A 14,146-nucleotide genomic window follows, 5' to 3' on the forward strand; every position below is an offset into this window, starting at 1 on the left:
GGAAAGGCAAGGCTACGCTAAGCTCGCCGGGTGCAATTGCGGCCGAAGGGGTGGACACATGACGGGTGACGACACATTGGACGTGGTCGGTATCGGCTTCGGCCCGGCCAACCTCGCGCTGGCCATCGCGATCGAGGAACACAACCGGTCGTGCGCCCCCGGCGAGGAAGTGCGCGCCGCCTTCGTCGAGCGGCAGGACGCCTTCGGATGGCATCCCGGCATGCTGCTCGAGGGAGCGACCATGCAGATCGCCTTCCCGAAGGACCTCGCGACGTTCCGCAACCCGAGCAGCGAGTACACCTTCTTCCAGTACCTGTTCGCACGCGGTCGGCTGGTGGACTTCGTCAACCACCAGACGTTCTTCCCCACCCGGCTCGAGTTCCACGATTACCTGTCGTGGGCGGCGGACCGCGTGGACGCCGACGTCCGCTACGGCACCTCGGTCACCGCGGTCCGTCGGGTCGGCGACGAGCTGGTGGTGCAGTGCGACGACGGCCGGGTCCTTCACACCCGCAACGTCGCGGTCGGAGCCGGGCTGCAGCAGCGGGTGCCCGAGTGGGCACGGCTCTCGGCGCGGTGCTTCCACAATCACGACTTCCTCGGCCGGATGGCCGAGTTGCCCCGACCGACCCACGGTCGGTTCGCGGTGCTCGGCGCCGGGCAGTCCGCGGCCGAGGTGGTGCAGTACCTCCACGCGCACCACCCGCACGCGGAGGTGCACAGCATCTTCTCCCGCTACGGATACAGTCCGGCCGACGACAGCCCCTACGCCAACCGCATCTTCGATCCCGAGGCGGTCGACGAGCTGCACCGCGCGCCGGCGGACGAGCGCGCCCGACTGCTCGCCCTGCATCGCAGCACCAACTACTCGGTGGTGGACCTCGAGCTCATCGAGGAGCTCTACCGCACCGAGTACGCCGAGCGGGTGAGCGGCCACCGGCGGCTGTTCATGCGCCGCGCGTCCACGATCGACGCCGCCGTCGAGACCGCCGACGGCATCGAGGTCACCGTGCGCGACGGCATCGACGGCATCGCCGACACCCTCGTCTGCGACGCCCTGGTGCTCGCCACCGGCTTCCGACCGGCGCCGCTGCGCCCTCTGCTCGGCGAGCTGGCTCCCGACGACGACGCGCCGCGCGTCGTCACGCGGGACTACCGCCTCGTGTCCGCTGGCGCCGGGACCGACGGTGACGACGGTGTCGGCGCTGCCGACGACGGCCGGACCGCCGTGTACCTCCAGGGCGGCACGGAGTCGACGCACGGCATCACCTCGTCGCTGCTCTCCAACGTCGCGGTGCGTTCCGGTGAAATTCTCCACTCCGTCCTCGCCCGACGTGGTGGGTCGGACGCGCTTGCTAGGGTCGACCGGACCGCAGATCGTCGGGATCGCCCGGCGCCGACTTTTGCAGTGAGCGAGGCACGATGAGCACCAACCCGTTCGACGACGAAGACGGACGCTTCTACGTTCTGGTCAACGACGAGGACCAGCATTCGCTGTGGCCGACGTTCGCCGAGGTGCCGCAGGGCTGGCGCGTCGTGTTCGGTGAGGAGAGCCGCAAGGCGTGCCTCGAGTACGTCGAGCAGAACTGGACCGACATGCGCCCCCGCAGCCTGCGTGAGGCCATGGAGGAGGACGCGCGTCAGCGCGCGGAGAACCCCTCCAGCTGATCCGTCAGCGCTCTCCGTCCCACCGGCCGTCCATGGGCTTCCGGTTACGGATGGGCAGCAACGAGCGCACTGCGTCCGGACGCTTGAGTCGTCGAGCGTCCGGACGCATCGTCTTCCGTGAGGGGCGACGCAGCGAGCCCGCCCGGTTCACGATTCGGGGCCGACGCAACGTCCGCGCTCCCCATTCCCCCAGGGTGACCCCACCCGCCAGCGCGCCGCCCGTGCCCAGCGCGGCCAGCAGCGCGCTCATGCCGAGAAGCGTCTGGTCGCCGAGCAGGGCGAAGAGTCCCCGGTAGACCGACAGACCGGGCAGCAGCGGCGTGATGCCCGCGACGGCCACGATCAGGGGCGGAATCAGTGCTCGACGGGCGAGAAGACCGCCGACGAACCCGACGACGGTCGCGGCGATGGCGCTCGACAGGACGGGGCCGAACCCCACCTGCTGCGCGATGAGGAAGAACAGTGCACCGGCGAACCCGCCGAAGAATGCGGCCGTCAGACTGCGTCGTTCGGCGTAGCAGGCCAGGGCATAGAACGCCGACGCCGCCGCACCGGCGAGCACCTTCGTCGGCACCTCGGTGATGTCGGGGGGAGCGACGTTGCTCAGGACGGGCAGTTCCGCGCCGAGCAGGGCGGCGAGCCGGAGCGTCGTCGCCACGCCCGCGATGATGCCGCCGGTCATCATGAGGAGTTCGAAGAACCGGGCCGCAGCGGTGATGGGGGCGCCGGTGATCGCGTCCTGCACCGAGCCCACCAGCGACAGACCCGAGAGCAGCACGGTCACCCCGGCCGCGATGATCTGCGACGGCGAGATCGAGATGCCCAGCTCGGCCTGATACGAGTACAGGGTGATCGCCGGCGCCGAGGCGATGAACCCGCCCACCACCTGTTGGAAGAAGAACGGAAGCCCGGCGCGGTTGAGCACCCGGCCGACCCGGTCGATCACCATCGTGGTGAGGAAGCTGACCACGGCCACCAGGACCCCACCGCCGAGCAGCACCGAGATCGCCGCCGCCATGCCCGACCAGGCGAGCGTCGCGATCCACCGGTTGTAGGGGTGGGGGGCGGTGATGATCTCGTCGAGTTCCGTCAGGGCGGCCGACGGTGTCGGCACCTGCAGGCGGATCCTGCGCGCCAGGCCGTCGACGGCCGCCAGGCGCGTGAAGTCCATCGATCGGTAGTGGACGATGCGCATGGTGCTCGCCGGCGGGAGCGTCGGGCCGCGGTAGGCGCTGATGGTGATCGAGTTGTACGTGACGTCCACGTCGCATCGGTTCAGGCCGTACGTCGCGGCGACGAACTGCACCTGGGCCGCGGTGTCGATGGCGCCGGTGCCCGCCGCGAGGGTCACCTCGCCGACGCGCACGGCGAGATCGAGCACTTCCGTCACGGACGCGTCGTCCGTGAGATCGATCGGCTGGAGCGGGCTCGGAGCGCCCGCGGGGGTGTCGACGATGGCCCGTCGTTCGCCGGTCATCCGGCGCAGTGTCGACGTCAGGCCCTGCAGGAACGTCATGCCTCTCTTCTGCCGTCGAAGGGGTGCGGGAGTGATCGCGGTGGGTGCTCTCGCTAGGAGAAGGTACCGGCCCGGCCTGTGTGTTCCCTGGCCCGGGGCGTCGTCGCGCCGCCGTCCTCGCCGACCCCGCCGGACGGACTCGGCGACGGTTTCCGGCGCGGAATTCGGACTTGGTACCGAAACGGCTCGCGCCGTTGTTGCCTATGCTTGAATCCGGGACAAGAGACTGTGGTGCGGGTGCAACAGCGCGCCCGTCGGGCGCCCGCGAGGGGGACTGGTGGCGGTGTGAGCGCACTGAGGGACTGGTGGTCGGCGACGCCCGACTACGAGTGGATTCGGGATTACCATCGCGCCCACCCGCTGTTGCGTCGGGCGCCGTACGTCACGGCGTCCGGATGCTTCCTGATCGCGATCATGGCGATCGTCCTGGTGTTCTCCCCCGTGGCCGACGAAGCGACGACGCAGCTCCTCGTCGCCGCGGCCAGCGCCGTCGGGGCAGGGTGTTGGTGGGCGCGCGGACGCTTTCCCAGCCGCCGCGCCTCGCTCGCGTTCATCGTCTACGCCGGTATCGCGATCCCCGCCGGCATTCTGTCGACACCGCCCAGCACCATCAGTCTCTATGCCGTCGCGCTCATGGTGACCGTCGGGAACTACGTCACCGCCATGCACGACGCACGGGTGTTCGTCGCGCAGGAGGCCTGGTCGCTCGTGGTCGCCATCGTCGTGTTCGTGCGGGTGCTCACCGCCGATGTCGCCCCTGTGCAGGAGGTGGTGGCGACCTTCGTTCTGGTGCTGGGTCTGTTGTTCACCGCGTCGACCCTCAACCACGTCTTCCTCACCGCCCTGCGGAACGACGCCTCCCGCGCGCTGTTCGATCAACTGACCGGTCTGCGGAACCGCCGCGGACTGCACACCGCCGTCGAGGCCCTGATGCGAGACCACCGCCCGGCTCACCTGTCCGTCCTCTGTCTGGACCTCGACGCGTTCAAATCCGTCAACGACCGCTTCGGTCACGCTGTCGGCGACGAGGTCCTGCGTGCCACCGCAGCCCGAATCGACCAGCTGAGCCCGCCCGGATCCGTCTCCGCCCGTCTGGGCGGCGAGGAATTCGCCGTCGTGGTGCCGGGCGACGACGCCCGAGCCTTCGCCCGGTCGCTGCTCACCGGAATCCACCGACCGGACGACCGAGCACCGGTCACGGCCTCCGTCGGTGTCGCCGTCGAGGATGTCACCGAGTGGGAAGGCCTCTGTCCCCGGATGCTCGGCCGACTGCTCGACCGCGCCGACATCGCCATGTACCGCGCCAAGCGCGACGGCGGCAACAGTGTCGTGGTGGCCGCGGCGAGTGAGGCGGACGGGCCGTTATGATGAGCGCGCCCGGCTCGGTCGGGCGCGCCTCCTTAGCTCAGTGGTAGAGCACTCGCCTTGTAAGCGAAAGGTCGTCAGTTCAATCCTGACAGGAGGCTCTCGATATGCCTCTGACCAGCACGAATGCTCCGAAAGAGCCTGATCTCACCTCTCGTTTCACGACTTCCCCCGGTACGTCCGTGCAGGTCCGCCACGGTCCAGGTGCGTCCGGTCACCTGCGAGAACTGCCGAAATGCGGCTCGATGTCACGAGTTGTCACAACTCATTCGTAACTCGTTCGATGGACTCGGGTGGACGTCGGTGGTGGTGGGTGGACCTCGACACCGAAGAGTCCACGACGGAGCTTGACCCGGTTTCCCGGACACCTGATCTGTAGCGTTGCTGCTGCAGGAGAGGAGTCCGAGCTATGCCCGCTGCCCATCCCGAGGAGTTCCGCCGCCGGGCGGTCGACCTGACACGTCAGCCGGGGGCGAGTGTCATGCGCATCGCGTCCGACCTCGGCATCAGTGAGTCGTGTCTGCGCAGGTGGATGAAACTCGATGACGTCGATGCCGGCCGCGTCGACGGTCTGTCCACGAGCGAACGCGCCGAGCTGGCACAGTTGCGCCGAGACAAGAAGCGCCTCGAGACCGAGGTCGAGATCCTCAAACGCGCAAGCGCCTATTTCGCGCGGGAGAACATCCTCCCGAAATAGGTTTCCGGCTGGTCCACGAATTGGCTGCGGACGGCTTCCCCGTCGCGGTGACCTGCCGGACCCTCGAGGTGTCGAGATCCGGATTCTACGACTGGCGACATCGACCACCGTCCGTACGCGATACGTCGGACGCACTGTTGGCCAACAGCATCCGTGATATCCACCAAGGCTCACGCGGGTGCTACGGCGCGCCGCGGGTCCACGCCGAACTCCGCCTCGGCGGTGGCATCTCGGTCGGACGCAAACGTGTCGCACGGGTGATGCGGCTACTCGGCGTTGCCGGTATCGGTGCCCGCCACAAGCGTCGCCACCGACCCGCACCAGCGGTGCACGACGATCTCGTCGCCCGCCGGTTCGTCGCCGAGCGGCCCGATCAGATCTGGTGCACCGACATCACAGAACACCCCACCGGCACGGGCAAGGTGTACTGCTGCGGGGTCCTCGACACATTCTCCCGGCGCATCGTGGGATGGTCGATCGCCGATCACATGCGTACCGACCTCGTCGTGGATGCACTGCAGATGGCGCTGTGGCGCCGCCACCCCGATACCGGGACGATCATGCACTCGGACCGCGGATCTCAGTACACCAGCTGGGTTTTCGGTCAACGACTGCGCACGGCAGGACTGCTCGGGTCGATGGGGCGGGTCGCCTCGAGCGTCGACAACACGATGATGGAATCGTTCTGGTCGACGATGCAACGCGAGCTGCTCGACACCCGATCATGGGACACCCGAGATCAGCTCGCCTCCGCAATCTTCGAATGGATCGAAGCCTGGTACAACCCGCACCGCCGGCACTCCGGGATCGGCTACTCCTCGCCAGTGGATTACGAACACGCCTACCATCGACGGGTCACCTCACAAGTGGCCTGAACACCCAACCCGAACTGTCCGGGAAACCGGGTCAAGCTCCCGATTGGTACGACTGCCAGTCCGTGAGTGCTGCACTCACGTGGTCGAATCGACCCATTGCATAGACACCGTAGCGCTCGAGATAGACGACCGGGCCGGTCTCTCGCAGATGGCGATGGAATGTGGACGGATCGGCCAGGATCTCGAGGTCGTACGGGTCTGCGTCGCTCACCGGCGCTCGGGAGGATGTAGACATACGGTCACGTCCTTTCTGCTGTTGTCTCAGAGGTCCAGCACGAGCTTGTCGGAACAGGAACTGGAGACGCACACGAACATCGAAGTCTGCGAACGGTGTTCGTCGTCATCGAGAATCGAGTCTCGGTGGTCGGGACGTCCCGCGAGGACAGTCACCTGGCACGTACCACAGGTTCCTTCGCGACACGAGGAGAGAACGTTCACCCCGCACGCGCGGACGGCGTCGAGGATGCTGCTACCGGGCCGGACCGTCACGGTTCGGCCTGAACGGGCGAGTTCGACGTCGAAGGGCGCATTGCGGACCGGGGCGCTGCGTTCTCTCGGGACGAAGCGCTCGGTGCGGAGCGTACCGAGCGGCCTGCCGGTGCAGAGTGCTTCCACCGCATCGAGGAGTCGGCCCGGCCCACATGCGTACAACTTCGTGTCGAAACCGGCTTTCTCCGATATCCACTCGGCCAGAGGGAGCAGGCCACCGCGATCCTCCGGGACGATCGTGACATCGCCACCCATATGAGAGATGTCGTCCAGGTACGCCATCGCTCGGCGAGTGCGCCCACCGTAGAGCAGTCGCCACTCCGCGCCGAGTACCTGCGCTTGCCGGATCATCGGCAGAAGTGGCGTGATGCCGATGCCTCCGGCGATGAACGCATATTTCTGTGAGGGCACCATCGGAAAGTTGTTCCGCGGTCCTCCGATGCCGATATGGTCTCCCACTTTCACGTGGTCGTGGATCAGAGCGGATCCGCCGCGTCCCTCGCTATCTCGCAGAACTGCCACGCGATAGCTGTAAGGGTCCCACCGATCTCCGCACAACGAATACTGACGGGTCATTCCGTTCGGCAATATCAGGTCGATATGCGAGCCAGGCGTCCAGTCCGGCAGTCGTTGTCCGGAAGCGTGGCGGAGCGTCAGGGCGACGACATTCCGTGCGACCGTTGTTTTTTCGCTCACGACATAGGGCGACTGCGCGGTCACGTTGCTCTGGAGTTTCAGGTCCATGTCGGAATCCCCTGGTGTTCGAAGACATGTGGAGCGATCAAGTCGAAAGACCTGGATCGTGCGATGAGAGATTCGGCAACAGGCGTCGCCTTTCGTGTGACGTCCGGCCGGCAGCGACGCCGTGCTGCCCGTTTCGGTGGACCGGCACTGCCGTCAGGGCGCGAGGACAGACTGTGTCAGGAATACAGCGATGTCCTGTCGGATCTGTGCGGCCACCGCAGCGGGGCGCGAGAGGAACGGATTGTGTCCGGCGTCGAATCTGGTCGTCTTGGTGGTGTGCTCACTCATCGACTGTTGAATCGAGGGGGGCAGCGCACGGTCCTGTTCGCAGAGAATGTAACTCGTGGGGACTGACTTCCAGATGGCATCCCGTAGGGGGTGTGCGGCCGAATCGAGACTCTGGTGGGTCAGTCGCCCACTGTGTTCTGCAGCCCGCTCCGGGGGGAGGTCGTGGTAGAAGACCTCCTCCGGGTGGAGTGCATCCATGTACCCCTCGCTGGGGTGGACATCCCACCAATCCGGAAGCCCGTGCTCCCCGGCGAGGTCTGCCACGGACTGGCCTACGTCCAGCACCCATGCAGCGATGTAGACCACCCCGATGACGTTGTCCAAGCCGCACAACGCCTGGGTTGTCGGTAGTCCTCCGTACGAGTGGGCGACCACGACCACCGGTTCGGTGATCGATCGGACCATCGAGCGAATGGCGTCGACGTCGTCTTCGAACGACCCGAGTTTCGCAGGGTCGTGTCCGGACGAGGGGAGTTCGACAGCGTCGACAGTGTGGTCGGTCATCTCGGCTCGGAGGTCGTCCCACACCCACGCGCCGTGCCACGCGCCGTGAACGAGAACTACGGTCGGATTCTTCTGATCGTGCGTCATGACAGTCCGTTTCCTAGGGGCGAGGGGATGGTTGCGGTGCAAGGCTTGCGACATCACGTCGCGACAGCTGCGATGGTCAACCGCGTGAGTGATCGACGGCCGTCGCGACTGTTCTGTTCGATGTCGCGGCCGGGCGCGGCGCCCGGACAGCGTCGAGGTCACGGCCGGAGCGCTCGGGCAACGACAGGGCGGCCCATGCACTCGCTACCGAGATCACCACCAGGAACAACGCTATCGGCCAGGTGTTCGTGCCGCCGCCCGCGGCTGCGAGCAGCGTTGTGGCGATGAGGGGGGAGAATCCGGAACCGATGGTCTGCGCGAGTTGGTAACTGGTGGATACTGCGGTGTACCGAACCTCGGTCGGGAACAATTCGGTGAGCATCACCGGTGCGACCCCGTTGACCGACGTCATCACGAATCCGATATAGAGCGACACGGTGATGACCATCGTCGCGGTGCTACCCGTGTTGACGAGGTGGAAGATGGGGAAGGCCAGGACTGCGGTTGCAGTGATCCCGGCGATGATGACCGGGCGACGTCCTATCTTGTCGGAGAGCGCGGCATAGACCGGCGTCATGACGATGCTCGACAGGGTGCCCAGGAGTACTGCGGTCAGAGCAGCGGAGCGTGAGTGCCCGATCGTCGGCGTGTACGAGAGAAAGAAGATCGCGAAAACGCCCATCCCGCAATAGGGTCCGATCTGAAACAGGATCGACTTCAGCAGCGTGGCCGGCTCGGAACGGGTCAAGGCCAGGATCGGGGTTCCCTGTGCGGGAGCCTTCGTGGCCGAGCGGTTGTCCTCGAAGACCGGGCTCTCGGAGATGCGAGCCCTGAAGTACATGCCCAGAGCGAGCAGGCCGAAGCTGCACAAGAAGGGTACCCGCCAGCCCCAGCTGAGCATCTGATCCTCGGGCAGCGAGGCAACCCACAGCATGGCTCCGGTGGCGAGGACCGATCCGGTAGGGGCTCCCATTGCGGCAGAACTGCTTGCAAGGCCTCGCTTTTCAGTGCTCGCATGCTCGGACACCATCAGGACCGCGCCGCCGTACTCGCCGCCGACCGCGAAGCCCTGCACCAGGCGCAACATGACGAGCAGCAGCGGTGCCGCCGCGCCTATGCGGTCGTAGGTCGGTAGCAGGCCGATCGCACCACTGGTGATTCCCATGGTGACCATGGTCGCCACCATCACGTTCTTTCGGCCGAAGCGGTCTCCGAAGTGCCCGAAGACAATGGCGCCGACGAACCGGGCCGCGTAGCCGGCGGCCAATGTCGCCAGAGCGACGAGAGTGCCGACGACCGGGCTCAGGTTCGAGAAGAAGACTCGATTGAACACGAGGGCAGCTGCGGTGCCGTAGAGGAGAAAGTCGTAGTACTCGATCGTCGTCCCGAGGTAGCTGGACAGTGCGACGCGGCGGACGTACGAGGGTGATCGATCTGGTCCGAGGGTGCTCACGGGCAGTCCTTCCGAGGATCTGTGTCGGCGTTTGCAGCCACTACTCGATGCGTGATGTGACTCACACTTGTCGGCTGCGAGCAACGTACATCACATGCAAGATTGAATGCAATAGCGCGTTAATGTGCACCCATCGGCTGGAAAACTGCAGCTCAAAGCTATTGCATTCAAGATTGAATGCAGAGTATGGTCCACATCACACGGTCGATCGTCGGTGATCGGCGCCCATGAAAGTGAGACACATCGATGGTTGCGACAGCTGCCGAACGCGCACCAGCCACCGGCGCGATCCCGACCGAACGCTTCTCCGCTGCCACGGCGCACGAGGCGGCCGGCCGGATCGGCGCGCTTCCGGCCCGGATTCGGCCCGCCTATGACGGTGCGGAGATCTACGGTCCCGCCTACCCGGTGCTGTGTCCGGTGGGGGACAACCTGTGGCTGCACCGCGCTGTCGCCGAAGCGTCCCCGGGAGACGTGCTGGTGGTTCAGACGACCGCCGGCGCGGAGTACGGCTACTGGGGTGAGATCCTCAGCGAAGCCGCGCGCGCCCGCGGCTTGGGCGGACTGGTTCTCGATGGAGGTGTCCGAGACGTGGGCGCTCTCGCGCACGTCGGCTTTCCCGTCTTCTCCTCGTCGATCTGCATCAACGGCACCATCAAGGATCCTGATGCACCGGGCAGGCTGGGTGGCCCGATTCGACTGGGCGCCCACCGAATTGCGCGCGGCGACGTCATCGTCGGTGATGTCGACGGTGTCGTGGTCATCCCCCGAGATCAGTGGCCCGAGGTGCAGAAAGCCTCGCGGGAGCGTGAGGAGAAGGAGGCCGCGATCATCGCCCAGATTCGATCCGGCGCCTCCACCCTCGACCTGTACTCCTTGCCCCGCTGACATCTCCTCCCCGCCGGTGGTCGGGTGCACCGACGCCGTGTCTCACTCACGAAAGAGGTTTTCCATGTACATGTTTCACGCTACAACAGTCAGGAACGAGGTCGATGCACGATGAGTCGAATCGTGGCCGTCGTCGGCACTTCTCACAGCCCGATGCTCGGCATGGAGCCAGAGCGCATGTGGAATCTGCGTGCCGAGAACGACGCGGCAGGCGAGTACGACCTGTACGACCGACGGGGAGCTGTTCGCACCTTCGAGGAACTCGTCACCGCGGCTGACGGCCGATACGACGACGAACTGTCCCTCGAGACCTGGAACGCGAAGTACGACGCAGCATCGGCCTGTGTGGACCGCCTTCGCAAGGATCTGATCGCGCTCGAGCCCGACCTGCTCATCGTCATCGGCGATGATCAGGAGGAACTGTTCACGGCCCGCAACCAGCCTGCGATCGCGGTGTATCACGGCGAGAAGATCGAGACGCACAAGCCGATCGAGATGGGAAACCCTCTGCTGAGCCAGGTGCAGCGCAACCTCGGCATGGACGGCGAGATTTACCCCGCACATCCGACGGCCGCGCTCCACATCATCGAGGAGTTGATCTCCCGCGATTTCGACATTGCGTCGAGCTCGGAAACCGAGACCGAAGGTGGCTTCGGCCACGCCTTCGCGTGGGTGGTGGGCAAGATGCTGAAGAACGTCACCATTCCGATGGTGCCGGTACTGATCAACACATACTTCCCGCCCAATCAGCCGACCCCCGGCCGGTGCTACGACCTCGGCCGTGCTCTGGCCGGTGCGGTCGACTCTCTGCCCGGTGACCTTCGAGTCGCCGTCGTCGCCTCGGGCGGGTTGAGCCACTTCGTGGTCGACGACGAGCTCGACCGTCGCATCCTCGACGCCATGATCGACCACGACGAAGCTACTCTGCGCGCTCTGCCTGTCGAGCAGCTGAACTCCGGTACGTCCGAAGTTCGCAACTGGATCGCCGCTGCCGGCGCAGCACAAGACCTCGACCACCGCTGGAGCGAATACATCCCGGCATGGCGTAGTCCCGCCGGCACCGGTATCGGTCTCGCGTTCGGGCTCTGGACATGAGCGAGTGCGGACGGCTTGCCGCGCTCGACACCTGTGCGGTCTCGGACGCGCTCGACGCGTTACGACTACCGGGTGCGGCACTGGGTCTGCATGCGGTGTCCGGTGAGCGTCGGATCGCGGGACGCGCCGTGACTGTCGATCTCGTCGAAGCAGAGGTTGCCGTCGCCGCGCCGAGGCATCTGTGCACCGCCGCAGTCGATGCCTCCGGACCGGACACGATCATCGTGGTCGCGCATCACGGACGCTCACACGTCGCGGGTTGGGGCGGCGTGCTGTCCGCCGGAGCCGTCGCTCGCGGTAGCGAAGGCGTGATCGTCGACGGTGCGGTACGGGACCTCGATGAGGCCCGCCAGTTCGGACTGACCGTGTATGCGGCGACGTCGGTACCCGTCACCGCACGCACACGCATCGTCGAACGAGCGTGGGATGTGCCGGTCGAGATCGCCGGCGTCCGAGTCGAACCGGGCGACTACGTACTTGCCGACGGCAGCGGAGTGGTCTTCGTTCCGCGCGATCGTATCGACGAGGTACTCGCCATTGCCGAGAGGATCGCCGCCAAGGAGGCCCTCATGCTCGCCCGTGTCCGAGAGGGCGAATCGATGGCGACTGTCATGAGCGCCGACTACGAAACCATGCTCGATCGAGAGGCAAGCCGATGACCGACCATGCGCAGATCACCGAAGACCTGTCCTCGCTCGACACGAGTCACCTCAGCGACGCACTGGACAAACTCGGCCTCGCCGGACAGTGCGCGGGGCTGCTCCCCCTCGATCGCACGGTTCGTCTCGTCGGTCGGGCCTTCACCGTTCGCTATGTCCCGGTGGGGGACGACGGCGGAACAGTCGGTGACTACATCGACGACCTCGACCCCGGCACCGTTGTCGTCCTGGACAACGCGGGGCGCCTCGACACGACAGTGTGGGGGGATCTCCTCACCGCGACCGCATCTCATCGCGGTGTGTCCGGGACCGTCATCGACGGAGTGTGCCGTGACTCCGATTGCGCAGTGGAGCTGAACTACCCGGTGTTCAGCCGTTCGCGGTGGATGCGAACCGGCAAGGACCGCGTACGGGTGGACGGCTACAACGTGCCGGTGTCCGTCGGCGGGGTACGGGTCGAACAAGGGGACTGGCTCGTCGGCGACGCCGACGGGGTCGTCTCCATCCCGCTCGGCCGGGTCGGCGAGGTCATCGACCTCGCGTCCGGAATTCGCGACACCGAAGACGTCATTCGACGCGCCGTCCGATCAGGACAGTCGCTGACCGACGCGCGCCGCGCGCACGGTTACCACACTCTGCAGACCCGACGGAAAGGCTGACCGGCATGGCTCTCGCCGACATCGCCGATGTCGTGATCGTGGGCGGTGGCCCTGCGGGGTTGACGGCCGCGATCCAACTCGCGCAACTGGGAATCGACGTCACCGTCTACGAGCGACGTGCCACCACGTCGCACCTCCCGCGAGCACACCTGCTCAACCAGCGCACGATGGAGATCTTCGACGCGATGGGGGTCGCGGACGACGTGTACGCCCTGTCACCGCCCGAGGACCGATGGCACCGTGTCGGCTGGTACACCTCGCTCGCCGGCGACCGACCGGGACAAGGCAGGGAAATCGGCCACATCGACGCCTGGGGAGGGGGCGCGGACCGCGAGCGGTATGCAGCAGCCAGCCCCAATCGATACGCCAACGTTCCGCAGATGCGCCTCGACCCGCTGCTCCGGACACACGCAGACCTGCACTGCGCGGGCAAGATCCACTACGGACACGAGGTGCGTGACCTCCGGCAATGCGATGGCCATGTCGAGCTCGACATAGTCGAGATGGCCTCTGGTTCCACGCACACGGTGCGAGCTCGTTACGTCATCGCCGCCGACGGTGGTCGAGTGTGCTCGACACTGCTCGGCGTGTCTATGGAAGGGCCGACACAGCTTCTGGACATGGTCAGCATGCACGTCACCGCAGACCTGTCCTCCTGGGCCGTCGACGACCAGGTACTGCTCTACTACTTCGTCGATCCCAGTGGTTCGGGTTCCTTTCGAGGAAGCATCTGCGCCATGGGGCCCGACACGTGGGGGACAGAATCTCGCGAATGGGCATTCCACCAGGCGTTCTCCTGGGGAGACCCCGCAGCCAAGGACACCGACACCCTCGTCGCTCGTGTCCGGGACATGCTGGGTATCCCGGATCTGCGCTTCGATGTCCACGCGATCAGCCATTGGGAGTTCGAAGGAGTGACTGCCGCGCAATACCGTGTCGGCGACGTGTTCCTGGTGGGCAACGCGGCTCACCGCCATCCGCCGACCGGTGGGCTCGGACTCAATACCGCGGTGCAAGACGTCGACAATCTTGTCTGGAAGTTGTACCAGGTACTGCGCGGGCACGCCGGCGACGAACTGTTGGACACCTACGACGTAGAGCGCCGCCCGGTCGGCCTGTTCAACGTCCGTCATTCGCTGGAGAACGTCGGCGGTCATCG

The 14,146-nt window shown here is 66.0% G+C and carries 14 protein-coding genes, 1 tRNA gene and 1 pseudogene; 11 read left to right on the forward strand and 5 right to left on the reverse strand.

The window, feature by feature from the left end; genetic code table 11:
• Positions 1 to 58 precede the first annotated feature (58 nt).
• A complete protein-coding gene (locus RC2_RS01380) occupies positions 59 to 1,426 on the forward strand; it encodes a lysine N(6)-hydroxylase/L-ornithine N(5)-oxygenase family protein (protein ID WP_068151769.1) in 1,368 nt (455 codons plus the stop codon).
• Positions 1,423 to 1,668 (forward strand): MbtH family protein, encoded by a 246-nt coding sequence (locus RC2_RS01385; RefSeq protein WP_068103290.1) that lies wholly within the window; start codon positions 1,423 to 1,425, stop codon positions 1,666 to 1,668. The genes RC2_RS01380 and RC2_RS01385 overlap by 4 nt, the downstream gene beginning before the upstream one ends.
• A gap of 4 nt (positions 1,669 to 1,672) precedes the next feature.
• Here the strand turns inward: RC2_RS01385 and RC2_RS01390 are convergent, their stop codons facing one another.
• On the reverse strand, positions 1,673 to 3,175 hold the full coding sequence (locus RC2_RS01390; protein WP_174552290.1) for a threonine/serine exporter family protein: 1,503 nt from the start codon (positions 3,173 to 3,175) through the stop codon (positions 1,673 to 1,675).
• Positions 3,176 to 3,469: 294 nt separating this feature from the next.
• Between RC2_RS01390 and RC2_RS01395 the strand changes: the two genes are divergently transcribed.
• From RC2_RS01395 to RC2_RS01410, 4 genes are all read left to right on the forward strand, one after another.
• Positions 3,470 to 4,552, forward strand: coding sequence for a GGDEF domain-containing protein (locus tag RC2_RS01395; protein WP_068151772.1), 1,083 nt, complete (start codon positions 3,470 to 3,472; stop codon positions 4,550 to 4,552).
• A 26-nt stretch (positions 4,553 to 4,578) separates the two neighbouring features.
• Positions 4,579 to 4,650, forward strand: a tRNA-Thr gene (locus RC2_RS01400).
• Positions 4,651 to 4,958: 308 nt separating this feature from the next.
• Positions 4,959 to 5,246 (forward strand): transposase, encoded by a 288-nt coding sequence (locus RC2_RS01405; RefSeq protein ID WP_068151775.1) that lies wholly within the window; start codon positions 4,959 to 4,961, stop codon positions 5,244 to 5,246.
• A gap of 20 nt (positions 5,247 to 5,266) precedes the next feature.
• A complete protein-coding gene (locus tag RC2_RS01410) occupies positions 5,267 to 6,121 on the forward strand; it encodes an IS3 family transposase (RefSeq protein WP_083529648.1) in 855 nt (284 codons plus the stop codon).
• 31 nt (positions 6,122 to 6,152) lie between these two features.
• On the opposite strand, the gene RC2_RS01415 is transcribed toward RC2_RS01410, so the two are convergent.
• The 4 genes from RC2_RS01415 to RC2_RS01430 all read right to left on the reverse strand — a co-directional run bounded on the left by RC2_RS01415 (position 6,153) and on the right by RC2_RS01430 (position 9,686).
• Positions 6,153 to 6,332, reverse strand: coding sequence for a hypothetical protein (locus tag RC2_RS01415; protein ID WP_068148327.1), 180 nt, complete (start codon positions 6,330 to 6,332; stop codon positions 6,153 to 6,155).
• A 50-nt stretch (positions 6,333 to 6,382) separates the two neighbouring features.
• Positions 6,383 to 7,354, reverse strand: coding sequence for a PDR/VanB family oxidoreductase (locus RC2_RS01420; protein WP_072680960.1), 972 nt, complete (start codon positions 7,352 to 7,354; stop codon positions 6,383 to 6,385).
• A 153-nt stretch (positions 7,355 to 7,507) separates the two neighbouring features.
• The gene (locus tag RC2_RS01425; protein WP_068148396.1) at positions 7,508 to 8,233 is read right to left on the reverse strand and encodes an alpha/beta hydrolase; all 726 of its coding nucleotides are present in this window, start codon (positions 8,231 to 8,233) and stop codon (positions 7,508 to 7,510) included.
• Between the two features lie 76 nt (positions 8,234 to 8,309).
• Positions 8,310 to 9,686 (reverse strand): MFS transporter, encoded by a 1,377-nt coding sequence (locus RC2_RS01430; protein WP_068148326.1) that lies wholly within the window; start codon positions 9,684 to 9,686, stop codon positions 8,310 to 8,312.
• A 246-nt stretch (positions 9,687 to 9,932) separates the two neighbouring features.
• Between RC2_RS01430 and RC2_RS01435 the strand changes: the two genes are divergently transcribed.
• The 5 genes and pseudogenes from RC2_RS01435 to RC2_RS19420 all read left to right on the forward strand — a co-directional run.
• Positions 9,933 to 10,574, forward strand: coding sequence for a 4-carboxy-4-hydroxy-2-oxoadipate aldolase/oxaloacetate decarboxylase (locus RC2_RS01435; protein ID WP_068148323.1), 642 nt, complete (start codon positions 9,933 to 9,935; stop codon positions 10,572 to 10,574).
• A gap of 111 nt (positions 10,575 to 10,685) precedes the next feature.
• Positions 10,686 to 11,669 carry a DODA-type extradiol aromatic ring-opening family dioxygenase gene (locus RC2_RS01440; protein WP_082895498.1) on the forward strand — a complete coding sequence of 328 codons (984 nt, stop codon included), beginning with the start codon at positions 10,686 to 10,688 and terminating at the stop codon, positions 11,667 to 11,669.
• On the forward strand, positions 11,666 to 12,328 hold the full coding sequence (locus RC2_RS01445) for an RraA family protein (RefSeq protein ID WP_068148317.1): 663 nt from the start codon (positions 11,666 to 11,668) through the stop codon (positions 12,326 to 12,328). Before RC2_RS01440 ends, RC2_RS01445 begins: the two co-directional genes overlap by 4 nt.
• Positions 12,325 to 12,987 (forward strand): RraA family protein, encoded by a 663-nt coding sequence (locus RC2_RS01450; protein ID WP_068148314.1) that lies wholly within the window; start codon positions 12,325 to 12,327, stop codon positions 12,985 to 12,987. Before RC2_RS01445 ends, RC2_RS01450 begins: the two co-directional genes overlap by 4 nt.
• 5 nt (positions 12,988 to 12,992) lie before the next feature.
• A pseudogene (locus RC2_RS19420) lies at positions 12,993 to 14,093 on the forward strand (FAD-dependent oxidoreductase); the annotation flags it as partial.
• Between the last annotated feature and the right edge of the window lie 53 nt (positions 14,094 to 14,146).

Source organism: Rhodococcoides corynebacterioides NBRC 14404 (assembly GCF_001894765.1).
Lineage (GTDB): Bacteria > Actinomycetota > Actinomycetes > Mycobacteriales > Mycobacteriaceae > Rhodococcoides > Rhodococcoides corynebacterioides.